Origin of the sequence: Mesorhizobium hawassense, assembly GCF_003289945.1 — a bacterium.
Classification (GTDB): Bacteria; Pseudomonadota; Alphaproteobacteria; order Rhizobiales; family Rhizobiaceae; genus Mesorhizobium; species Mesorhizobium hawassense.
The window spans coordinates 148,361-169,581 of sequence record NZ_QMBP01000001.1 but is presented as its reverse complement, the minus strand read 5'-3'; the positions used below and the strand labels follow the sequence as shown (position 1 = coordinate 169,581).

Genomic DNA, 21,221 nt, shown 5'->3' with positions numbered 1-21,221 from the left:
CGAAAGGGTTCGCGACGGCGAACCGGAGTTCCAATGGCGGATTTTCCCTCGAAAGACCGTCACGATATCTCGACACGGCTACAAGCTGAACGCGACGGTTCGATCCGCTAGCGCACTCATACGCTCATGATCGCTTGCGCAGTTCCCCGCCACGGCCGTAGCTGGCTCTACGCTCCCTTGACGATTCTCGGCTTAGTCGGTCGGCGGGATTGGGCCGCGCCCTCGATAGCCAAGGCCAAGCGTTTCTCGTCTTCGATGGCGCGATCGACCGCCTCAATTTGCTCTTGGAGCGCCATCAGTTGGGCACCATAGCTGGACCCTTCGCTATCCCCGATCTGAAAGCCGCTTGCCCGCATTGCATCGCGAGTATGGTGCACGTTACGGACGCCTTCGCGTCGAGTCGCGACCAGGATTTCCCTGAACTCACCAAGACGTTCAACGTGAGTGCGGGTCATTTCGTTCTCCTTTCGTCGTCGCCGGCGGCGCTTCAAAACGGCCAAGACTTATGGTGCGGAAGAGACTAAGGGCGATACTCTCGACAAAGCATGAGTGCGAAAGCTCAAATTTGAACCTCTTGCACAACGAGGAGCGTGGCGGGCAAAAAATTGGCCTAGGACTGATCTATCGAGTGCTCGTCTATCCGGCTGAGCACGTCTGCTGTTTGGCTGGCTTATCCAGTTGCCGTTTCTGGACTCGATAGAATTGTTCTAAGCGCCGCCGGTCCAAATGTCGGACATGAGGTGCATAGCTGTCACTTAGCGTCGGGCTCGAGCACAAAACTATGCTAGCTTGACAGCGTGTCCGAAAAACCGGCAGCAGGCCACCCGGCAACCCTGGCGCCCGATCAATAGGGAACGCTGCCTGCCGAAAGTGGGCTCACGCGGGAAATCCGGCCTTTGTGAAGCCCGACGTGAAAAGTCCGAGGGCGGCTTGGTCGGCGAAGGGGAGACCTGAAATCAGCCGGACGGTCAGGTCGTGTTTTCTCTTGAATGCTTCCTCGACTTCAGCGCGCGCCTTCTCCGTCTCGCCCAAATGGGCGTACGACGCTGCGAGGAAGGCATGGATGAAGAATTGGTCGCCGGCCTTCTGATACGAACCTACGGCTTCCGAGTACCTCCCAAGCAGGAAGAGAGAGCTACCCTTCACCTCCCAGAACCAAATCGGTGGTAACGGGTCGCGCAGGAGCGCTGTTTCGAGCACGTTGAGCGCCGTCTCGGCCCGTCCGCCGTAGTTGAGCCAGCTTGCGTAGTCCCCCGCTATGTTCACGTCCAACGGGTTCAGCGAGCGGGCTTGCTCGAAATGCAATCCCGCATCGCTATGTTGGCGCATGTGCGTAAGCACCAGCCCCATGCTCTGGTGACAGACACCATCGCTCCTGTCGAGATCGAGCGCCGTCCGTGCCGAGCCCCAGGCCTCCTGTAGGGTCAGCGGATCGTTGTCGTACCAAAATCTGCCGACGAGGGCCTGCGCGAGGAAGGCGTGGCCTTGAGCGAATGTCGAATCGAGCTCGACACACCGCGCGAAGAGGGGCTCTGACTTGTCCAGTTCATATCGGTGGAAGTGCGCGCGCCCCTGCAGGTAGTAGTCGTACGCGTCCCAATCGGCCGGACGCTTGCGTCTGCTACGGCTCGCCGAATCGGCCTCCGCTTGGCCTTCGACCATCGAGGCGATAAGGGCCGCAACCTCGTCCTGCAATGCGAAGATGTCGTCGAGGGCTCGGTCGTACCGTTGGGCCCACAGGTGGGTGCCGGTGGCGGCGTCAATCAATTGCGTGGTGATCCGAATGCGATCACCGAGCTTTCGTATGGTGCCTTCGACGAGATAGCGAACTCCGAGTTCGCGATGTACTTCGGCACTGTCCAATGCCCGATGGCGAAACTGAAAAGATGAATTGCGCGCGATGACGAGGAGAGAGCGAAACCTGGCCAACTCCGTAATTATGTCCTCGGTTATGCCGTCGCTGAGGTACTGCTGATCCTGATCGCCGCCCAAATTGGCAAAAGGCAGCACTGCGATCGATGGCTTGCCGGACGGCGGTATCGGTCTGCAGGACGCGCTCGCCACCGGCTCGACGGTCGCGGTGAAGCGATAGCCGACGCGCGGCACCGTGGCGATCCACTCACCACCATTGTCAGCCGGACCAAGGGCCTTTCTCAGTATCGCAATTTGGACGGTAAGGTTGCCTTCCTCGACGGCGACGCCAGGCCAGGCAGCGTCCATCAGCTCGGCCTTGGTCAGGATCTGACCAGGCCGTGCAGTAAGCGCAGCCAGCAGCGTCAGCCCGCGATGCCCAACCGTGATCGGGACCTGGTCCCTAAGGAGGGTCCCGATGTTGGAATCGAATATGAACGGACCAAAAGCGACGCGCATATACGCATATTAGACGTTTCGGAAGTTTTCGGAACAGTTTCGGCAGCACGTAACAGACGCAAGGGAATTGCTTCAGACCCGGAAGACAAGGTCGCTGGGGAAAATGATGGATTAGCCGCCTCAACCATGCTCACCGCGGCGCCATGACGCTCTATGGACGAGAGGCGGATGACACGCTCCCGGTGGGCGATCCATGCTGACATTGTGGCTATTGAACGGCGGGCAGACAAACTGGCCGGAAGAGCCGATAGGCGGTCATTCGCGCCGATTTCCCATGACCTCAATCGGGCCGAAACCGGAGAGTGCGTAAACAGTCCTTCACGCGACCTTGCCCTGGAAGCGCGATCCTCTTTACCGCTATGTCAACGGATATCCGCTGCGGACTTGCAGCGACGAAAACCCTGCCAATCTGATTGGCCAACTAAGCGAACGTTTGGGGTGGACCACGCCCTTAGAGCCGAAAGCCAAGCTTCCTGCGCCAAGCGCGCCGTTGGTGCCACACCTCGCGAACGTGCGACGCCAAACGCAGGAGCAGACGCCTCAGATATTGGCCGGCGTAGCCAGCATCGCGATAGTCCGTAATGGGAGCATTGACACTGCGGAGCGTAAACGCCGCTTCCACCTCGTGGCCCTCGCGTTGCAACTTCTTGACTGTGCTTGCTCTGACGTAATGCGAGCCACCAATGACAACTATTTTCATATCGAGCCTCCTCGCCACGGTTACAGTCCGAGTGTGATGCCCGCCGACGCGCTTTCGGCGAACGGCGGGTTCCGGAAGAAGATGAGTTTCACGAACAAAGGACGCGAGTGTCTCAACCTTGGTGGGTGGCACCGAGGCGCCACCAGCACGGGCGCGTCCAAGCCGGCCTCGCTAACTGCTATCGCCGAAAGCGCCAACATGCGGCGGCCGCCGTCGATTTCGAGGTGCATTTGGTTCCACGATTGACGGATTGTCATCGACGCACCGCTCATTTCGCGCTCGATGCATCGCAGTCATTGGTTTCGCGCCCTCTTCCTCAACCGGGCCGACCAGCACCGGTTGGCTGTTCGGCAAATTCAGGTTGAGCACGTCGTCGATTTGCCTCCGCAGAAGTTCGGGGCGCAGTCCATCGCCGCGCTTGGCCGCGATCGGGTGAAGTGCCTGCAAGAATGCCAACATGGCGTAGAGACCTCCTCGTTGATTTCCGGCTCACCTGGCGATGTTAGACGAGACCCTCATCCGCCATGGCGATGCGCACTGCCGACCGAGCATCCATTCGGTTGCGCAAAGCCTCCAAAGAGGCGGGAACAGGAACTTGGAAGCGCGCTGCCCAGAGCAGCATTACGTACAGATAGCAGTCGGCGACGCTGAGCCGATCGCCAAACAGATAGTCTGTCTCCAGCCCGTCGGCGACGATTTCAAACTGCCTTGCCAACGTCACTCTGGCTTTGGATTTCTCGGCATCCCGGCCGGGGTGCCACATCGGCTTGAAGCTTCGGTGAATCTCGGTCGAAATGTAGCTCAGCGCTTCCAGGACGCGTGTGCGGCCCAATGGAGCCGCTAAACCCAACGCCGGATACTGCGAAGCGATCCAATCGAGAACGGCGATGTTCTCGGTGACCGTTTCGCCGCTATCCAACACAAGAGCCGGAACATAGCCCTTGGCCGTGACCGCGAAGAAATCTCCCCCGGAAGCCGTTCGTTTCGTCTTGAGATCGACCGCCTCGCGCTCAAAGGAGGCGCCTGCCTCCTGAAGCGCGATGTGGTCGGCCAGACTGCAGGCGAAAGGGCTGTAGTAGAGTTTCACGATTTCTCTCTTTCTGAACGCGGATGACATTGCGCAACTGGCAGCGGGAGCCCGCGAGGCGACCCCGGCGCCAGTCATCCTCGACAGCGCACCCGAGAGCTTCGCACTTGGCATGGAGGACGGCCACGACGCCGAGCGGTAGGCATGCCTATGCCGAGGTATGATCGGGTTGAAACAATCGTCGCTTGATTGCCGCTCGCGCTACATCGACATCAAGAAGCGGTAGCTGGAAGAATCCAGAACCCTGTCAACACGCATGGCTCCCTCGGTTGTCAGGCCAGTCCTTCGCTCAGGAAATCATGAACGAAAGTATTGGACGCACGTGTCCTTGGCACGATGGCTCGCATCCTGTCGCGACCTGCATGGTTCAGTCCGATACCAGGAACCTCGAAGGCGACCGCAGCCGCCTCGCTTTGCTCGAAAGCCGACGGCGCGATGTAGCAGCTCTTCCAGCAAAAGGAGCCCGTCATCATGACCGATCCTTCCTACCTCGAAAGCGTCTCCGCCGAGCTCGCGTCGCCTGCCGAGGCACTCACCTTCGTCGAGGTCGACGTCTCTTCCTTGACGCCTGGAACGTCGCTCGTCGTGCAATGGCGCGGCAAGCCGGTGGTCGTGCGTAACCGCACCGGGCAGGAAATGAAGGATGCCGAGGCCGCCGACCTTGGTACCCTCGAGGATACGATTGCCCGCAACGCCAATCTGCCCGCCGACGCACCCGCGACGGATGCCAACCGCACCATGCCCGGCAAGGAGGCCTGGCTGGTGATGGTTCAGGTCTGCACTCACCTTGGTTGTATCCCGATTGGCCAGGACGGCGAGTTCGGCGGCTGGCTCTGCCCATGCCACGGCTCGCAATACGACAGCGCAGGACGCATCCGCAAAGGTCCGGCACCGGAGAACATGGCGGTGCCGGTGTTCCAGTTCATTTCCGACACCAAGATTCGTATCGGCTGAGGCAAAGGACATTTCAATGAGCGAGGGACATTCGACCTACAAACCCAAGACCGGTATCGAGCGCTGGTTCGATGCCCGGCTGCCGTTGCCCCGGCTGGTTCATGATTCCTTCATCGTCTATCCCGTGCCGCGCAACCTGAACTACGCGTATACGTTCGGCGGCATTCTCACGATCATGCTGGCGTCGCAGATCATCACCGGAGTCGTGCTGGCAATGCACTACGCTCCAGACACGGGGCTGGCCTTCAATTCGGTCGAGAAGATCACGCGCGATGTGAATTCGGGCTGGCTGCTTCGCTCTCTGCATGCGAACGGTGCATCATTCTTCTTCATCGCCGTCTACATCCACATCTGCCGCGGGCTCTACTACGGCTCTTACAAGTCGCCGCGCGAGTTTCTATGGGTGCTCGGATGCACCAACCTGCTGGTGATGATGGCGACAGCCTTCATCGGCTATGTATTGCCCTGGGGCCAGATGAGTTTTTGGGGCGCCACCGTCATCACCGGCTTCTTCAGCGCAATTCCGTTGGTCGGCGATTGGCTCCAGCACTTGCTGCTCGGCGGTTTCGCTGTCAGCAACCCGACGCTGAACCGCTTCTTTGCACTGCATTATCTGCTGCCATTCCTGCTTGTCGGAACAGTGACCCTGCACATCTGGGCCCTTCACGTGGTCGGCCAGAACAATCCAACCGGCATCGAGGTGAAATCGAAAACCGATGTCGTCGACTTCACGCCTTACGCCACCGTCAAGGACGCGGTCGGCATTATCGTGTTCGTGTTTTTCTTTGCCTATTTCGTCTTCTATCTGCCGAATTTTCTTGGCCATCCGGACAACTACACGGTCGCCAACCCGCTGAAGACGCCTGCCCATATCGTGCCGGAATGGTACTTCCTGCCGTTCTACGCGATCCTGCGCGCCATCACCTTCAACGTGGGACCGATCGATTCCAAACTCGGCGGCGTGCTGGCGATGTTCAGCTCGATCGCCGTGCTGTTCCTGGTGCCGTGGCTCGACAGCTCCAAGGTGCGCTCGGCGGTCTATAGGCCCTGGTACAGGCTGTTCTTCTGGATGTTCGTGGCCAACGCGCTCTTTCTCGGCTGGCTCGGCTCACAGCCGGCGGAAGGCGCCTACGTCACGATGTCCCAGGTGGCGACGCTTTACTATTTCGCTTTCTTCATCATCGTGATGCCGTTGCTCGGGTTGATCGAGACGCCGCGCCCTTTGCCGCATTCGATCACCGAAGCAGTGCTCGAAAAGAATGCGGCCCGCTCAAAGGCGGAAGAATGAGGTTGAGATCACGGTCGGCGTGGGTCTGACGATGGGGATGCTGTCGACCTGGCGATATCAACATTCCGGGTCGGTAGCATGCGGGTTCCAGATCTGCGCTGCTCAGGGCAAGGCGTCTGTTCACACAGTTCCGGTTCATCTGCGTTCAAGCAACTCGTGGAATGAGCGCGTACAAAGGATCGATAGTCATGACCAACCGGCAAGGCAGCATCGCTGGAATCGACATCGTCATCCTCCAGCGGCCCGTGACTTGGTCCATGGATTCATGATGCGGCGCGCATTGCCTTCCGCGAACCGGCGCATGATCGGACCCTTTGTCAAATTCGACCATTTTGGCCCCGAAGAACTCGATGCGGATCGCGGCTTCGACATTCGGCCACGACCGCATACTGGCCTCGCTACCGTGACCTATCTGGTCGACGGCGAAATCACCCATCGCGACAATTTCGGCAGAGTGCACACCATCCGTCCGGGTGAGGTCAACTGGATGACGGCCGGCTCCGGAATTGCCCATTCCGAGCGTGCGCCGACAGAATTCCGAGCGTCGGGAAGCAATCTTCTCGGCATTCAGGCCTGGATTGCGCTCCCCTCCCGGCACGAGGATGTTGCCGCCGACTTCGCGCACTATAGCTCACCTGAAATTCCCAGGATCTGCGCCGATGGCGTTGAATTCACCTTAATCGCTGGGGCTGCCGAAGGGCTGACCTCGCCAGTCAAAGTCTTTTCCGAAACGATCTTTGCCGAAATCGTGCTCACAGGCGGCGCGCAATATCAGGTGAAACCCGAGCACAGCGATCGTGCAATCTATGTGGTCGCCGGTGAAGTTGGGGTTGTCGGCCAATCTGGGACATTCGGAGAGGCCGCACTGATAGTGCTGACGCCAGGCGTGGAAGTCGTGCTTCAACCGCCCGCCTTCCACGCAGCGCGACTAATGCTCATCGGTGGCGAGCCGCTCGCAAACGGGCCCCAAGACCTGATTTCGTCTCCTCCTAGGGCCAAGGGATCAATAGAATAGATATGTCTAGCCCGCACACACGCGGCCAGGTGGTCGCGAACCGGCCGGTCTCTACGAAATCAAATTGAGTTCGTTCACCGTGTCCTCGTCGAGCAAACCGTCGAACCATACGTCAAACATGGTCTCGAGCAGGAACTCGTCGTTACTGGCTTCGGAAAACAATGTCAGAGATGCGTGCAATTTCTTCGCATCGTCATCACCGAAGACCGCGCGGGCACTCAAATCCGAAAGCCTTTGCAGGACGCCAATACATTCTCGATAACGGCCACCCAATATCGGAGATGAGAGGTAGGCGCTCGCTTCGTCCAGCGATGCGATGGCATAGGGATCAGGCGCTTTGTCGCTCCGTGCGGTTGCCAGTCTCGGAAAGATGATTTCCAAGTAGGGGGTACACATCATCCCTTGGCGTAGAATGCCGAGCGCCTCTTCATAGACCGGATCCTGAGCGGTGATGAATCTCTGCAAATTATACTCGTCGTTCATTAGCGCTGGCCCTTTTGCGAGCGGCGACTGTCGTGCCCAAAATTATCCGTCGACGACATCGGCATACTCTGGATGCTTTTCGAAGAACCAGCTCATGAATGGGCATTTCAGGATTGCCTTGCGACCAGTTTTGCGGAGCAGTTCAAACGTCCCTTGCGCCAGTCGCGATGCGATGCCGTGCCCGGACAATTCCGGCGGAACTTCAGTGTGGATCAGGACCACTTTCCCGCTCTCGATCAGGTAATGGGCCGCAGCCAGTGTTTCGGTGGCGATCGGCAGCTCGAAACGATGCAGGGGAACGTTTTCAACGACCTGTGCATGCATCTTCTGATACTCGCGATTATCTGCCGGGCTCGCCTGATTGTGGATATTCGCGCGAGGGTTGGTTTGCCCTACCGCATTGCTGGAAATCGCAACGTCACAGTTGTGCCGGCCCCAAGCGTGCTCTGCAGAGCGACGCTTCCCCCCGACTCCTCGGCAAAGCGTTTCACCATCGGCAAGCCAACGCCGCCGAGGCCTTCGCCTTTTGTGGTGAAGAAGGGATCAAATGCGCGGACCATCGTCTCGCCGGTCATTCCAATTCCATTGTCCTGGATACGAATAACGATCTGACCGACAGTAGCCCGTTCGGGCACAAAGGCGGCTTCAACCGAGATCAGCCCGCCGTCAGGCATCGCGTCGCGCGCGTTGAACAGAAGGTTCAAAACCGCATTTTGCAACCCGATCCGATCGCACCTTATCAAAGGCAGGTCGGGCCTAACTCTGACCTCAAGACGGATACCAGCATCCCAGGCGCTTCGAATGAGCGTCTCGATCTCCGCAAGGCAATCGCACACGTTCGCCTGCTGGATGTCCGAACAGATCCCTCCGGCCGCGCCGATTGTCTGCCTGACCAGGCCGCCAGCTCGTTCCAAGGCGGTTTTGGCGCCTGCAATCACAGACCCAAGATCGGGGGCCGCCGAAACGTTGGGGTCGCGAGCCAAATGGTTCAAAGCGGATGAGGCGACCTGGATCAGATTGCCCAGGTCATGAACGATACCGGCGGCCGACATCTGTCTGGGACCGGCCCCTGGAGGGCGGTCTGCCGGACGGTCGAAGACGTCCTCTTTCGGTTCTGAGTGCGACATTCCATTCCCCCGTTTTCTCAGTCGGCATTTGGCTTTGCAGGAAGACGCTAAAGTGGAGGGCGTTGCGGTCGATCGGATTCGAGGAAGAGGGCAATCCATACCATGCGGCACATCGTGGCCGATGCTGAGGAGACTGCACCGAACCGACCCGACAACCTATTGTGCAGAAGGATCTGCCACACGATGCAAAAGTGCAGGATCGATTGGCTTGACGGTCAGGACCGCAAGGAACACGGCAGCCGTGTTCTTGCATTTCGCGCGTCATACGGAGTTGGCGGCGATCGCCTTTGATCTCCCGCAAGGAGCCGGCACATAGGCACCAAAACCTCTCGGCAACGGCAGCATCCCCTGCCCTCCAGCCTGCACAGCACAATGCCTTCGTATGGGTCAGCCAGCCTGCAGGTCTGATCGTTTGGCAGGTGCTCCGCCTGTATCTTTGCTGGAGTGAATGCCATCAAGATCAAATACGGAGTCACCACGATGAAAATGATCCTTGTTACCACCGCTCTCTTTCTTTCCGCGGGAGGCGCTTTTGCCGGAAGTGACCATTGCTGTGGGTCAGGGGCAGATCAACAGCCCGCAATTGCCACTGATGCCATGCACACTTCATCGACCAAGAAGGCAGACGACAACGTCGGCGGGCCGCGGACCGTGCGCAGGCCGATTGTTCCTCACGAAGAATACGGCCAGGGCATCTGGGGCCACTAATCCCGATGGCAAAAATTGCGAGGACCGGGGCATAAGGCCTCGGCCCTTAGGCCATCACAGCCCGGCGAAGTGCGCCCCAATCCAGGTCAGAGCGTCGCCGCGACGCGCCGTAACCGACATTTTGTCAGGAAAGACGCCGACCGAGACGCGGTTGGGATTTTCGGCCGCAATGCCGAAGTTCGCGCCGCGGCTTCGGTTGATTTGACCCGCCGCGCAAACATGGATCTCATTTATGGCTGGCCGAGCGGATGATCAATCCGACGTCGAGAAGACCGCCGACTCGGTCGGGGCCAGCAGCCTCCGCGAGCAACTGGCGGCGATCAGGCTGGGTTTGAAGGGATCACCGGTCCGAACCGGGCTGCTCTGGACATCGGCCGGCATCGTGGCGGTCATCGTCGCAAGCGCGATCGGACAGGTTCTGCTCAACCGCTGGAACCAGCCTTTCTACGATGCCCTGGCCCGGCGCGACGTGACGGACTTCCTGCACCAGCTTCTCGTCTTCGCGGCCATTGCCGGCGGCCTTTTGGTGCTCAGTATCGGCCAGACCTGGCTAAACCAGAATATCCGTTTGAGGTTGCGCGAGGCGCTGACGCTGGATCTGATCGAACAATGGATGCGTCCGGCGCAGGCCTTTCGGCTGGCCAATGCCGGCGCTATTGCCGTCAATCCTGACCAGCGCATGCAGCAGGATGCCGCGCATCTGTCGGACCTGTCGACGGATCTCGGCGTCGGCCTGCTGCAGTCCTTAGTGCTGCTTGCATCGTTTGTCGGCGTGCTCTGGCAGCTTTCTTCCGGCTTCGTCTTTCACCTTGGCGGTTATGCCCTGGCGATATCAGGTTACATGGTATGGGCGGCACTGCTTTATGCCGGCATTGCATCGTGGTTAAGCTGGCTGGTAGGGCGTCCGCTCATCAGCCTCGACAGCGATCGCTATACACGCGAAGCGGAACTGCGTTCCTCGATGGTGCGTGTCAACGAGGACGTCGATGCCATTGCACGCAACCATCGCGAAGCCGATGCGCGGCGGCGGCTGGAACTCGATCTCAGTGCGGTACTGGGCGCCATGCGGCGCATCTATGCGGCTCAACTCAACCTGTCCTGGGTTACCGAAACCTATGGCTGGATCACCGTCGTGGCGCCCGTTCTGGTGGCTTCGCCGGTCTACTTCTCAGGCGATATCAGCTTCGGCGGAATGATGATGGCGGTGGGCGCTTTCAACCAGGTGCATTCGTCTCTGCGCTGGTTCATCAACAACATCGGCAGTATCGCAGACTGGCGCGCGACGCTGATGCGTGTTGCCGACTTTCGCATCGCGCTGAATTGGACCGATGTGCTGCAAGACAAGGAAAGGCACATCGAGGTCGGCGACAATGTCGATAGCAGGCTGACGTTCGAGAACCTCAAGGCCGACTATCCCGAATAATACGGCCAGCAGCATCGCCGATCCCCTGCCAGCTGCGATACCGGCGCTTCGATATCTTCAACCATCACCGGGCCTGGGCGACCTAGACTTCAGCATCGGCGGACAGGTGCCTGCGTAGAATAGGCTGCTGCCCCGGACTGTCTCATCCTTCGCCTACCGGCCACCTCCGTGGCAGGGCTGAAGAAGGAGATGAAAATGAGAAGTGATGTGCCAAGCAAAGGGTTGGAATGGACCAACCTTATCCTCGGCGCAGGCTTGGCCTGCGCCGCAATCATGTTCGTCGGGCTGCCTGCCGCGGCTTGGAACGCCGGGGTCGTGGGCGCGCTGATCGTGTGCACCTCTGCCATGGCCCTCTATCGCTATGGCGATTGGGCGGAATGGTCCAACCTCACCTTAGGGTGCTGGGCGGTGGCAGCTCCGTTTCTGCTCGGCTTCGGATCGGCGCAGGGTCCGATGTGGACGCATGTCCTGATCGGGATTTGCGTAGCGACATTCGCCACCCTGCAACTTGTGGCAAGTCGCAGGGCGCACGCTCATTCGAGCACCAATTGACATCGATTGCCGGAGGTCGTCGCGGCGCAGCAACGGCACGCCATCAGTGTGCTTCCTGTGCCTCGGCGCCTCCAACGTTTGCCGCGCCGTTTCGCGCCAGGGGTCTGCAGCATGGCGACCGCGTTCAGACCGGGATCAAAACGGCCCTATACCGAAGTCTAGGCTGACTAATCAAAACTCTATGCCCAATCACCCATTGTCGTGTTGCGCCGCCCTCGACCATTCCGCTACGTCAGATACTGAGGGAATTGCCCTATCGGGGCCGATCCCCGCCCTTTTTTGGGGACCGTGACGGGTTTTTCACAAGCCGATGCAAGGGCCGTTTAGTTGACGTGCGACGGACGTGCGGTTGATAATGACCTACCGAACACGGTCAATTCGTGTCCAGATCGCCCCGGATGAGGATTATGGGCGTGGCAAATCCAGAAACTGCAGACAGCCCCATAGCAATTCTGGTCGACGATGATGCGGAGGTTCGCGACTCCCTGGAGGAGTTGCTAAGATCGGTTGGGATCGACACGATATCGTTTTCCTCGGCCCAGGAAGTGCTCGACACGAACCTTCCGAGCCGCCCGGGCTGTTTGGTACTCGATGTCCGAATGCCGGGTCTGAGCGGCATCGATCTCCAGCAGCTCCTCGCAGCCAGAAACATCATGACGCCCATCATATTCTTGACGGGTCATGGCGACATTGCCATGAGCGTCGAGGCGATGAAGGCGGGCGCAGTGGATTTCCTCACCAAGCCGGTGCGCGACCAAACGTTCCTGGACGCCGTGTCGATAGCCATTGCGGCCGACATAGCTCGAAGAGCGGCCTCTGCCGTAACCCAAAAGAATTCAGCCTTGTATGATGCATTGACGCCTCGCGAGCGGGAAGTACTGAGTTTTGTGGTTTCCGGTGCGATGAACAAGGAGATCGCGTTCGATCTCGGTATTAGCGAAATCACCGTGAAGCTCCATCGAAGCAATATGATGAGGAAGATGAACGCGCGGTCCGTCTCTCATCTATTCAACGTCTGTCAGTCGTTGCCAGCCGATATCCAAAGCCGGTTGAAGATAGCTTCCGCCGCAGGCAAGCAGCCGCAGAATCGGGAGCAAGAGGGCACTTTGCTCGCTGAGTAGACGGGGCGGCGGCGACAGACGGACCGCGGAAGCGGCATCCAGAGGGTCTCAGATGGAGCTAACGTCATCGCAGCAGCGTCGCGCCGTGGCTGCGGCAATTGGCGTTGCGTGCCTCTTGGTTACCCTGTTAACCCGCGAGCCATCTGGCCTATTGGTGGTGGTCGCAGTCGTATGCATCTGCATGGGCTGGAAGGCGGGATTGGTGGCCGCATCTGCCGCCAGCCTGATGTCGGCGGCTATCTTGCTGTTGCCTGGACACGCAACGGAAAACGGTCTTGCTCGGTTCGCCGCGTTTGTTTTCGGGGCGTTTGGACTATGGCTGATAATTAAGATCTTCAGGACAATCAGCTTTTATGACCGGGTTTACCAGGGCGCCGGATCTGCTGCTGCCGATACGCCGGACCTCGGCTGGTCCGCCTATCCAGACGGGCGCCTTCGGTTCCTCAATCCCGCAGCCCTCGAGTACGTTGGCGTTACGGCCGAAGAAATGCGCGAGATCATGGATGCGGACGACTTTTCCTGGTGGCGGAGATTTGTCCATCCCGACGATGTCGAGACGAGCATGGCGCAATGGCGCCACAGCCTGGGGTCGGGCGAGCCGATGATCGAAGAAAAACGTTTGCGCCGGTTCGATGGAACCTATCGCTGGTTTCGCGATACGGGCGTTGCCTCGCGCGATGAGCATGGGCGAATCGTCGGATGGAATGGCCATACCGAGGACATAGACGACCGGCACAAAGCGGAAGCGGCCCTGCGTAGGAGCGAGAGGGAGCTCAGGCTGCTGGTCGATACGGTTCCCACCATGATCTGGCTGATGACGCCGGCGGGGTTGCCGTACTACTTCAACAAACGGTTCGTCGACTGGGCAGGCATCGACGTGCCCAAGGATGAGCCGCGAGGCACTCGGCAATTCGCCTCGCACGTGGAGCTGTTCCATCCCGACGACAAGGCCGGCGTCAAGGCCGTGTTCCAGATGTCATTTGCCCGCGGGGAGCCACTCCAGCACAAAGGTCGGCTCTGCCGCAAGGACGGCGAATATCGCTGGATCGATTCCCGCTTCGAACCGCTGCGCGACGAAGACGGCACAATCCTTCGCTGGTACGGCGTCAACTTCGACATCGACGACGAGGTCCGCGCACAAGAATCCCTGCGTCTGGCGGACGAGCGGCTCGCGCGCGCCCTGCGCGCCGCCAGCCTGTCCGAACTGTCAGTGTCCATTGCGCACGAACTCAACCAGCCGCTGCAGGCGGTCGTGGCCAACGCCGGCGCATTCCAGAGATGGCTGAACGCCGACCCGCCAAACTTCAATCACGCCAGCCGCGTCGCCCAGAAGATCATCAAGAACGCCGACGCGGCAGCGCAGGTGATCAGCCGCATCAGAGCACTATTCAGCAAGACCGAAAGCGAACCGCGCGCGATCGATCTGAACACCGTGATCCGCGAAGTGTGTGATCTCCTGGGTGACAGATTCGCATCGACCAACGTCGAGTTGGACCTTCAGCTCGATCCCGCTCTCCCTGCGACGACTGCCGACCACGTTCAGATGGAGCAGGTCGTTCTCAACCTCGTCCGCAACGGCATCGAAGCGATGCAGGACATCAGTTTCACCGGGCGAAGCTTGCAAGTCATATCGCGGCATCAGAATGACGGAACAGTCGAGGTCGAAGTGCGAGATCGCGGCCGTGGGCTAAGCAATCCGGAACGCATCTTCGACGCGTTCTACACGACCAAGCCGGATGGAATGGGAATGGGCCTTGCAATCTGCCGCTCTATCATCGAGGCACACCGCGGACGACTTTGGGCGGAAAATGTCGATACAGGAGGGGCATCCATAACATTCAGCCTGCCCATCCGCGCCGCCGGGGCTGACAAGATACTGGCGCGACGGTAAGCGCCCGAGCGGGCTCGTCAGAGGCTGATCCGAGGATCGGCAATCGACTGTCCGATCTCTATGAGAGTGTTGACCAGGATGTATAAGATTCCGAAGACGATGGCGACGCCCAGCACCGCCGGGAGATCGGCGCTGGCAAAGGCCTGGACCGTGTAAAGACCCAGACCGGGCCAGCCGAAAACGCGCTCGACGATCAGCAAATTTCCGAAAAGAAGCCGGACCTGCAGGCCGAGCATGGACAGTGGCGCAGTGGCGGCATTGCGCAAACCGTGCCGCAACAGCACCTTTGTCTCGCTGAGACCCTTGCCACGTGCCGTCCGAACATATGGCTGACTCATAACTTCGTGGAGCGCGCCGTTCAGGCTTCGCCCAACCGCGATGCCGATGGGCAGCGCCAATGCAAGCGCGGGCAAGATCATGTGCAGCAGCGCGTCCAGACTGACGTCGGGCCGGCCGACCAGTATTCCATCGAGGAGATTGAGTCCCGTCGGGCCTGCGAAATCGCGGTAGCCAAGCCTACCCGATCCGGGAAGCCAACCGAGCCGGAACCAGAAAAAGTAGCTGAGAAGCAAGGCCGACAGAAAGATCGGCGTGGAGCCCACGCCCACCATGGCGAGCCTTATGCCGCCCGATCCCGGAACCAGAAACTGGAGGACTGCCATCACGAGCGCAAGCGCCGCTCCCAAAGCGATCGACGCCAGTCCGAGTTCAAGCGTAGCGGGGAGATATTGCCGTATGTCGTCAGAGACCGGCTGACGCGTCCTTACCGACGTCCCCAGATCACCATGTGCCAGACGCGATAGAAAGCGCCCGTACTGAACGAAAGCCGGGTCGTCCAGTCCGAGTTGCTTGCGCATTGCCTCGACCGTTTCCGGCGGAGCGTTCGGCCCGGCGACGGCTCGCGCTGGATCGGCGGGGATCATGCTTTGCAGACCGAAAACGATGAAGCTCATCATCAGGAGAACGACGACGGCGCCGACGATGCTTTTGGTGAGATATGCCAGCATCTAGGCCCCCCTTAGCGCGGCGCGAATTCCGTCGCCCGCAAGGTTGGCGAGAAGGCAGAGGAAAAAGATGATCGCAGCCGGCAGGATCGGCAGCCACCAATGCACGGTGAGACTGTCAAGGGTGCGCGACGTCATCGCTCCGAGCTCGGGCGCCGGTGCAGGAAGGCCAAGACCAAGGAACGACATCAGCGACAGCGTCATGATCACGTTCGCGAGGTCCAGCGACGCCCCGATGAGCAAGGCCGGGACCACTCCCGGCAACAGGTAGCGCAACAGCAGCCGCGGACCGCGCACCCCGGCCATACGCGCAGCCTCAACATGTGGACGGGCTTTGAGACGACGGATTTCATCGTGGGATATGCGCGCGTACCAAGGCCACCAGAAAATGGCGAGCGCGATCATCGTGTTGACGAGCCCGGGGCCAACCGCAGCCACGAAAGCGAGCGCGATCAGCGTTGAGGGAAGGACTATGAACAAGTCGACGATCCGCTCGACGACAAGATCGACCTTGCCCCCCATCAGGCCGGAAATCAGCCCGACTAGAGAACCCACAATGAGAGTGAAACCGATAACGGCAAGCCCCGACAGCCATGTGTATCGAACGCCGAGGATGATGCGCGAGAACAGATCACGACCGATCTCGTCGGTGCCGAACCAATGTCCGGCCGAAGGTGGCAGGTAGGCCCCGGCGACGCGCAGCTGTGGGTCGAACGGGGTGATCCACGGCGCCAGCACGGCAAGAACGGTTACGACAGGCACTCCGACAATGCCGATGCTTTCAAGCCAACCGGCACGCCGGAAGAAATCGCGCCAGTTGAACCGGGGCCGCGCGGGCGTGTCCTGGCCTGGCCTGCCTGTCATCGTCCGCCTCCCGCCGGCAGGCTCGGCATCGCTGCGATGAGAGACCGCGTGTAGGCGGACTGCGGTGCGGCAATGATGGCATCTGGATCGGCAACCTCAACCAGTTCACCGTCCTTTAGCACTGCGATACGGTCGGCAATGATCCTGGCGGCCGCCAGATCGTGGGTCACGAACAGCATCGCCATGTCGAGCTGCCGCCGAAGGTCGCTGAGGAGGTTCAAGGTGGTGGCCGCCAGCGACACGTCCATGGCGCTGATCGGCTCATCGCAGAGCAGAAGACTTGGGGGGACGATTACCGCGCGCGCCAAAACGGCTCGCTGGCACTGCCCGACCGAGATCTCGGCCGGCAGAGCGTCCATCAGAACCGGATCGAGGCCGACCAGCTTTATTGCCTCTCCGACGCGACGTCGGCCGTATTCACTGTCCAGCGAAACCCCACGCAGGCGCTCGCCGATCTGTTCTCCGATCGTGAGCCACGGCGTCAGTGTCGCCACGGGGTCTTGAAACACGACCTGAGGACCAAGCTTGTCGAAGCGCGTAACCGTACCGCTCTCGGGGGCCTCGAGCCCGGCAGCTATTCTCAAGAGAGTAGATTTGCCAGCGCCGCTTTCGCCCACCAGGGCCACGCACTCGCCAGGCTTGATCGTAAGGTTGACAGATCTAAGAACAGGCTGCGATTGGCGCCGTCCCCAAAACGATCGGGTCCCGGTCGGATAGGTCTTTCGGACGTTGGACAGCCTCAAGGCGGCGGTTTCCTGAACCGCTACGGCCGGCCATGGCTTCGCATCGGCGCGCTGCGTTGAGAGCAACGGGGTTTGTTCCTGATGAAGGCAGGCGACTGCGCCACCATGGGCGGAAGCTGCCTCCAGCGGAGGGCGGATTGCCATGCAATCCGGCTGGGCGATCGGGCAACGTGGCGCATAGGAGCAGGCGCTTGCAACATTGATCAGGGGCGCGCGCTCGCCGGGGAGCGTGGGAAGCGGCCGCCGTCGATCAGAGTCCAGATCGAATCGAGCGGCGAGCAAGCCCGCGGAATAGGGGTGCGCGGCATTGCGGGCCACGTCCTGTATGCGACCCATTTCAACGATGCGTCCCGCGTAGAGAACCAGGACGCGGTCGGCCAGTGAAGCCGCCACACTCAGATCATGCGTCACGAACAGAATTGCCGTCTGCTGCTCGCGGGTGAGATCGCGCAACAGGTCGAGGATCTGCGCCTGAATGGTCACGTCGAGCGCGGTGGTGGGTTCATCGGCGATGAGCAGTTTCGGCCTTGCCATCATCGCCATGGCAATAAGCACGCGCTGACGCTGCCCGCCTGACAGGCGATGCGGAAGCGCATCGGCGATGCGGTCGGGGTCGGCCAGGCCGGTTCGGGCGAGCCAGTCCTTGATCGATCGCTCGGACCCGCCATTGGATTCTCGCATCTGGTGGCGGATCGTCATCGTCGGGTTGAGCGCCCCCATCGGATCTTGCGGAATGGCGCGTACGAGGTGACGGCGAGCCGACCGCCAGGTACGCCCTCCCGCGCCGACTAACTCGGTGCCCGCAAGCCGGATCGAGCCGGCGACCCGCGGCAGGTATTCACGCGGCAGCAGCCCCTGAAGGGCCAGCCCGATGCTTGTCTTGCCGGAACCGCTTTCTCCGACCAGCGCGACGATCTCGCACGGAAACATGTCGAAACTGATGTTGTCGATGACGCGGGAAGGCCGGCCTTCGCGGCTGAGTATGACTGAGAGGTCTTTGACGGCGAGGACAGGCTCGGTCGCGGATCTGGACATTCGGTGCGAGAGCTTGACCATCTGCGGTACGAGCCTGAGCTTTGGGAATGAACCGAATGAGCGGAGTTCAGGGTCCCCAGCGAACGGTGGCGAAGTCGATGTTGCCGGGTGGGTTCACGGGGCGGAGTCCAAGATGCTTCAGACCTTTGGCATGGACCACCACGTCGTTGACGTTGACAAGCGGGATGACGATCCCGGCATCGAAATACATCCGCCCCGCTCTCTCGTAGAGAGCGTTGCGTTCCTTGATGTCAGTCAATTGCCCGGCCTGGTTGACGATGACGTCGGCTTCCGGCAGCACCCGGCCAAAGAAGTTGAGGGGAGCGTCCTTTGTGAAGAACACCTTGGCTTGGTTCTCCGGATGAGCGGCGTCCGGGCCTGCGATGGTGAGCAGCAAGTCGGGGGGATTTGGGTCGCCCTTCAACGCATAAGCGGCACCTGAAGGCAGCACGTAAGCCGTCGCCTTTACTCCGATCAACGCCAGTTGCGCTATCATCAGGTCGGCGATGCGTGCGTAGGCCGGGGCCGCGCTGTGGAGGCCAATGACCAAATGGACCGCGCCATGTTTGGCGATTGTGGCTTTCGCTGCCTCGAAGTCAGTCGGGAACCGGATCGGAGTCACCGGGTCGAGCATAACGTTTGGATAGACCGACCTCGACAGGCTGGCGAACTCTCCAAAGGCGTCCTGGAGCCACAGCGCCGGGTTGATCGCTGTCAGGACGGCCTTGCGGACCTCCAAGTCGTCGAGCGGAGAGTTCGGCTTAACGAAGAGATCGTAGGGTATCATGCTCGGGGCAGTCGTGATCTCCAGAGTCCCCGGCAGGCTGGTCAGCTGCGCGAACGGATAGTTGATGGGCACGGCATCGATCGCACCCGCCTGCAATTGAAGTATCTGCTGGCTGATATCGGGCACGACCGAGATCTGGATCTGCCGGAAGAACGGTTTGTCGCCCCAATAGGCGTCGTTGCGTTCGAGCACATAGCGCTGTCCGCGTTTGAATTCAGCCAGTTTGAAAGGACCGGTGCCGACCGCATGCTCATTAAGCCAGGTCGTCGCGAAGTCGCCGTTATCATGCTCGGCGAGCGCTGACGGACTGATGATCTTCGGCCCCCATGGACTGGAAAGGGCATCGAGGAGCGAAGGCTGAGGATGGCCGAGCGTGAGCACGACGGTCGAATCGTCGGGCGCTCTCATGTCCTTCACGTTGGCCAGGAAGTAGCTCAGGATCATTCGATGATCGCGGCGGCGCTCGAACGACTTTATGACCGCCGCCGCATTGAATGGCGCGCCATCGTGGAACTTGACACCTTCGGCCAAATGGAAGGTGTAGGTCAGTCCGTCGTCCGAAATGTCCCAACTCGTGGCAAGCGAGCCAACGATCTTGGTCGAGCCGGGCTCGTATTGGACGAGACCCTGGTAGACGTTATCGATTGCGCTTATCGCGCCGGTCTCGAAGCCATTGTCCGGATCGAATGTACCTATATCGGCCACGTAGGGTATGCGAAGCACCCCTTCAGCGTAGACTGGCGAAGCCGCAAGCAGCAAACCGAGAAGTATCAGCAACCGCACACAAAAGCTGCGCTTGCCGGGTTGTTTGGTTGGGTAGGCGTATGTCTGCATGGGCATTTCAGTTGGGCTCGGTCCTCTCAAGGGCTGCGGCAAGGACGCCCACAATCGATGCAGTGGCCAACGAGGCCTCAGGTTCTCGTGAACTGAAAATACGCCGTTCCCATGATGGTTCTTCAATCTTCGATCGCTACCCTCGCGGGAAAACCAGGCGGTGTACCGCTTAGACGGTACTACTGCCGGTCTGTCGGGGTCTATTGAGACCTCGGCACTGGTTATCCTATGCCTAGGCATAGGATGCTGGCACGTCGGGCCGCCCACGACCCATCAATGAGGATCGGCTTGCTGGTTCGCGGACGGGCTGCGCGATGCACAGTCAACCGCTTCGGCAGTAACTTCAAATATCTGCTGCCGTGGCTTCATCGATCGTCGATCCGCCATTCCGCCTCAGCCGGCGTCCCATGCTTGACCCAATAGGCGAGTTCGATGGCGCAGTGGTTCGGTTCTACGATTCGCGACATAAGCCGACAGAACCAGCAATCTGGCCGCCGTTCAGCAACGCGAGCGCACAACGTCTGGCCTCGCGGGCCGCCCGACATGCGATTCAATGTGCGCGAAAGGTTGCCAAGGACGGTCATAGCGCGTCCGCGGAAATTGCTAACGACGCGCGATCTTATTTTGGCATGAACGTGAGCAGGTCGGTGTTCAGCAGACCCTGGCGCGTGGTTGCGATGCCATGCGGCGCTCCGGGGGATCGACTTTATCCGCAAGTGGTCGACGAGGACTATCTGATCTTCCTGGCTGCCAGACGGGGCCACATCACGGCGGGATGCGCCAATACAAAAGAGTCCATCCTGATTCATCCTATCCATCCGTGACGAGCCATTGAACAACCGGGCTAACCATGGCGACCGTCGGATCGACCTACGCAGTTGGATACGCGGCGGGGCGGCGAAGGAGCGATCGAAACTCGTGGTAACCTCAAAGGAGGATGGACCGATCCGGGCCGCGAACCTATTCTACGGAAGGATCTCTCATGTAGTGCCAAGGTTCAGGACAGGCAGGCCGAGGGTAAGCCTGGGCGGTGAGTAGACTATGCCCATAGGGCTCGGTATCGGCCAAACTGCCGTTGTTCCAGCCCCAAACGCGACGAAAGTTGTGCGAGCGAATTGAGCGACTTGCGGTTCCAGCCGGCACGTCGCTTCAGGGTAGTCGACATCGGTACGGACCTTGCCGCGGGTCCCGAATAAGACCAGCCGGAGTACACGAGGATTGCGGGTTGCAGCACA

At 60.1% G+C, this 21,221-nt stretch carries 18 protein-coding genes and 1 pseudogene; 8 read left to right on the top strand and 11 right to left on the bottom strand.

From position 1 onward, the window contains the following. Positions 1-167 precede the first annotated feature (167 nt). From DPM33_RS00780 to DPM33_RS00760, 4 genes are all read right to left on the bottom strand, one after another. Positions 168-455, bottom strand: a complete 288-nt coding sequence (locus tag DPM33_RS00780; protein ID WP_112095002.1) for a hypothetical protein — start codon at positions 453-455, stop codon at positions 168-170. A gap of 421 nt (positions 456-876) precedes the next feature. Further along, positions 877-2,370 carry a winged helix-turn-helix domain-containing tetratricopeptide repeat protein gene (locus DPM33_RS00775; protein WP_112095001.1) on the bottom strand — a complete coding sequence of 498 codons (1,494 nt, stop codon included), beginning with the start codon at positions 2,368-2,370 and terminating at the stop codon, positions 877-879. Positions 2,371-3,241: 871 nt separating this feature from the next. After that, positions 3,242-3,529, bottom strand: a complete 288-nt coding sequence (locus tag DPM33_RS35710; RefSeq protein WP_146770178.1) for a hypothetical protein — start codon at positions 3,527-3,529, stop codon at positions 3,242-3,244. A gap of 43 nt (positions 3,530-3,572) precedes the next feature. Then, entirely contained in the window at positions 3,573-4,157 is a 585-nt protein-coding gene (locus DPM33_RS00760; protein WP_112095843.1) for a glutathione binding-like protein, read from the bottom strand. Positions 4,158-4,628: 471 nt separating this feature from the next. On the opposite strand from DPM33_RS00760, the gene petA reads away from it, so the two are divergent. The 3 genes from petA (at position 4,629) to DPM33_RS00740 (ending at position 7,414) form a co-directional block, all read left to right on the top strand. Further along, positions 4,629-5,111: a ubiquinol-cytochrome c reductase iron-sulfur subunit gene (gene petA / locus DPM33_RS00750; RefSeq protein ID WP_112094997.1), complete on the top strand. Its 483-nt coding sequence runs from the start codon at positions 4,629-4,631 to the stop codon at positions 5,109-5,111. A gap of 16 nt (positions 5,112-5,127) precedes the next feature. After that, positions 5,128-6,399 carry a cytochrome b gene (locus tag DPM33_RS00745; RefSeq protein WP_112094996.1) on the top strand — a complete coding sequence of 424 codons (1,272 nt, stop codon included), beginning with the start codon at positions 5,128-5,130 and terminating at the stop codon, positions 6,397-6,399. 268 nt (positions 6,400-6,667) lie between these two features. Further along, a complete protein-coding gene (locus tag DPM33_RS00740; protein ID WP_245441945.1) occupies positions 6,668-7,414 on the top strand; it encodes a pirin family protein in 747 nt (248 codons plus the stop codon). 51 nt (positions 7,415-7,465) lie between these two features. On the opposite strand, the gene DPM33_RS00735 is transcribed toward DPM33_RS00740, so the two are convergent. From DPM33_RS00735 to DPM33_RS00725, 3 genes are all read right to left on the bottom strand, one after another. Further along, positions 7,466-7,897 carry a DUF1810 domain-containing protein gene (locus DPM33_RS00735; protein ID WP_112094994.1) on the bottom strand — a complete coding sequence of 144 codons (432 nt, stop codon included), beginning with the start codon at positions 7,895-7,897 and terminating at the stop codon, positions 7,466-7,468. Between the two features lie 42 nt (positions 7,898-7,939). After that, positions 7,940-8,221 (bottom strand): GNAT family N-acetyltransferase, encoded by a 282-nt coding sequence (locus DPM33_RS00730; RefSeq protein ID WP_112094993.1) that lies wholly within the window; start codon positions 8,219-8,221, stop codon positions 7,940-7,942. 68 nt (positions 8,222-8,289) lie between these two features. Then, the gene (locus DPM33_RS00725) at positions 8,290-8,949 is read right to left on the bottom strand and encodes a sensor histidine kinase (protein WP_245441944.1); all 660 of its coding nucleotides are present in this window, start codon (positions 8,947-8,949) and stop codon (positions 8,290-8,292) included. 1,015 nt (positions 8,950-9,964) lie between these two features. Here DPM33_RS00725 and DPM33_RS00720 point away from each other — a divergent pair. From DPM33_RS00720 to DPM33_RS00705, 4 genes and pseudogenes are all read left to right on the top strand, one after another. Further along, a pseudogene (locus DPM33_RS00720) lies at positions 9,965-11,152 on the top strand (ABC transporter ATP-binding protein/permease); the annotation flags it as partial. 198 nt (positions 11,153-11,350) lie between these two features. Continuing rightward, positions 11,351-11,707, top strand: coding sequence for an SPW repeat protein (locus tag DPM33_RS00715; RefSeq protein ID WP_112095841.1), 357 nt, complete (start codon positions 11,351-11,353; stop codon positions 11,705-11,707). Positions 11,708-12,114: 407 nt separating this feature from the next. Beyond that, a complete protein-coding gene (locus DPM33_RS00710) occupies positions 12,115-12,828 on the top strand; it encodes a response regulator transcription factor (RefSeq protein ID WP_112094991.1) in 714 nt (237 codons plus the stop codon). Between the two features lie 181 nt (positions 12,829-13,009). Then, on the top strand, positions 13,010-14,719 hold the full coding sequence (locus DPM33_RS00705) for a PAS domain-containing sensor histidine kinase (protein ID WP_245441943.1): 1,710 nt from the start codon (positions 13,010-13,012) through the stop codon (positions 14,717-14,719). Positions 14,720-14,736: 17 nt separating this feature from the next. Here the strand turns inward: DPM33_RS00705 and DPM33_RS00700 are convergent, their stop codons facing one another. From DPM33_RS00700 to DPM33_RS00685, 4 genes are read right to left on the bottom strand one after another with little or no spacing between them, the layout of a single operon-like run. Beyond that, entirely contained in the window at positions 14,737-15,726 is a 990-nt protein-coding gene (locus DPM33_RS00700) for an ABC transporter permease (protein ID WP_112094989.1), read from the bottom strand. Continuing rightward, complete coding sequence (locus DPM33_RS00695) at positions 15,727-16,587, bottom strand: ABC transporter permease (protein ID WP_112094988.1); 861 nt, start codon at positions 16,585-16,587, stop codon at positions 15,727-15,729. After that, positions 16,584-18,386 (bottom strand): oligopeptide/dipeptide ABC transporter ATP-binding protein, encoded by a 1,803-nt coding sequence (locus DPM33_RS00690; protein ID WP_112094987.1) that lies wholly within the window; start codon positions 18,384-18,386, stop codon positions 16,584-16,586. Before DPM33_RS00690 ends, DPM33_RS00695 begins: the two co-directional genes overlap by 4 nt. Before the next feature lie 46 nt (positions 18,387-18,432). Continuing rightward, positions 18,433-19,986 (bottom strand): ABC transporter substrate-binding protein, encoded by a 1,554-nt coding sequence (locus tag DPM33_RS00685; RefSeq protein WP_112094986.1) that lies wholly within the window; start codon positions 19,984-19,986, stop codon positions 18,433-18,435. A 359-nt stretch (positions 19,987-20,345) separates the two neighbouring features. Here DPM33_RS00685 and DPM33_RS36055 point away from each other — a divergent pair, with 359 nt between their 5' ends. Further along, a complete protein-coding gene (locus tag DPM33_RS36055) occupies positions 20,346-20,810 on the top strand; it encodes a hypothetical protein (RefSeq protein WP_167448899.1) in 465 nt (154 codons plus the stop codon). Positions 20,811-21,221: the final 411 nt, after the last annotated feature.

Bases quoted from the DNA above. Each gene is read 5' to 3' on its own strand.
- DPM33_RS00715 (WP_112095841.1), top strand. From the start codon at position 11,351: ATGAGAAGTGATGTGCCAAGCAAAGGGTTGGAATGGACCAACCTTATC.
- DPM33_RS35710 (WP_146770178.1), bottom strand. From the start codon at position 3,529: ATGTTGGCATTCTTGCAGGCACTTCACCCGATCGCGGCCAAGCGCGGC.
- DPM33_RS00690 (WP_112094987.1), bottom strand. From the start codon at position 18,386: ATGGTCAAGCTCTCGCACCGAATGTCCAGATCCGCGACCGAGCCTGTC.
- DPM33_RS00700 (WP_112094989.1), bottom strand. From the start codon at position 15,726: ATGCTGGCATATCTCACCAAAAGCATCGTCGGCGCCGTCGTCGTTCTC.
- DPM33_RS00730 (WP_112094993.1), bottom strand. From the start codon at position 8,221: ATGCATGCACAGGTCGTTGAAAACGTTCCCCTGCATCGTTTCGAGCTG.
- DPM33_RS00775 (WP_112095001.1), bottom strand. From the start codon at position 2,370: ATGCGCGTCGCTTTTGGTCCGTTCATATTCGATTCCAACATCGGGACC.
- DPM33_RS00705 (WP_245441943.1), top strand. From the start codon at position 13,010: ATGGGCTGGAAGGCGGGATTGGTGGCCGCATCTGCCGCCAGCCTGATG.
- DPM33_RS00685 (WP_112094986.1), bottom strand. From the start codon at position 19,986: ATGCAGACATACGCCTACCCAACCAAACAACCCGGCAAGCGCAGCTTT.
- DPM33_RS00780 (WP_112095002.1), bottom strand. From the start codon at position 455: ATGACCCGCACTCACGTTGAACGTCTTGGTGAGTTCAGGGAAATCCTG.
- DPM33_RS00725 (WP_245441944.1), bottom strand. From the start codon at position 8,949: ATGTCGGCCGCCGGTATCGTTCATGACCTGGGCAATCTGATCCAGGTC.
- DPM33_RS00735 (WP_112094994.1), bottom strand. From the start codon at position 7,897: ATGAACGACGAGTATAATTTGCAGAGATTCATCACCGCTCAGGATCCG.
- DPM33_RS00710 (WP_112094991.1), top strand. From the start codon at position 12,115: ATGGGCGTGGCAAATCCAGAAACTGCAGACAGCCCCATAGCAATTCTG.
- DPM33_RS00745 (WP_112094996.1), top strand. From the start codon at position 5,128: ATGAGCGAGGGACATTCGACCTACAAACCCAAGACCGGTATCGAGCGC.
- DPM33_RS00695 (WP_112094988.1), bottom strand. From the start codon at position 16,587: ATGACAGGCAGGCCAGGCCAGGACACGCCCGCGCGGCCCCGGTTCAAC.
- DPM33_RS00740 (WP_245441945.1), top strand. From the start codon at position 6,668: ATGCGGCGCGCATTGCCTTCCGCGAACCGGCGCATGATCGGACCCTTT.
- petA (WP_112094997.1), top strand. From the start codon at position 4,629: ATGACCGATCCTTCCTACCTCGAAAGCGTCTCCGCCGAGCTCGCGTCG.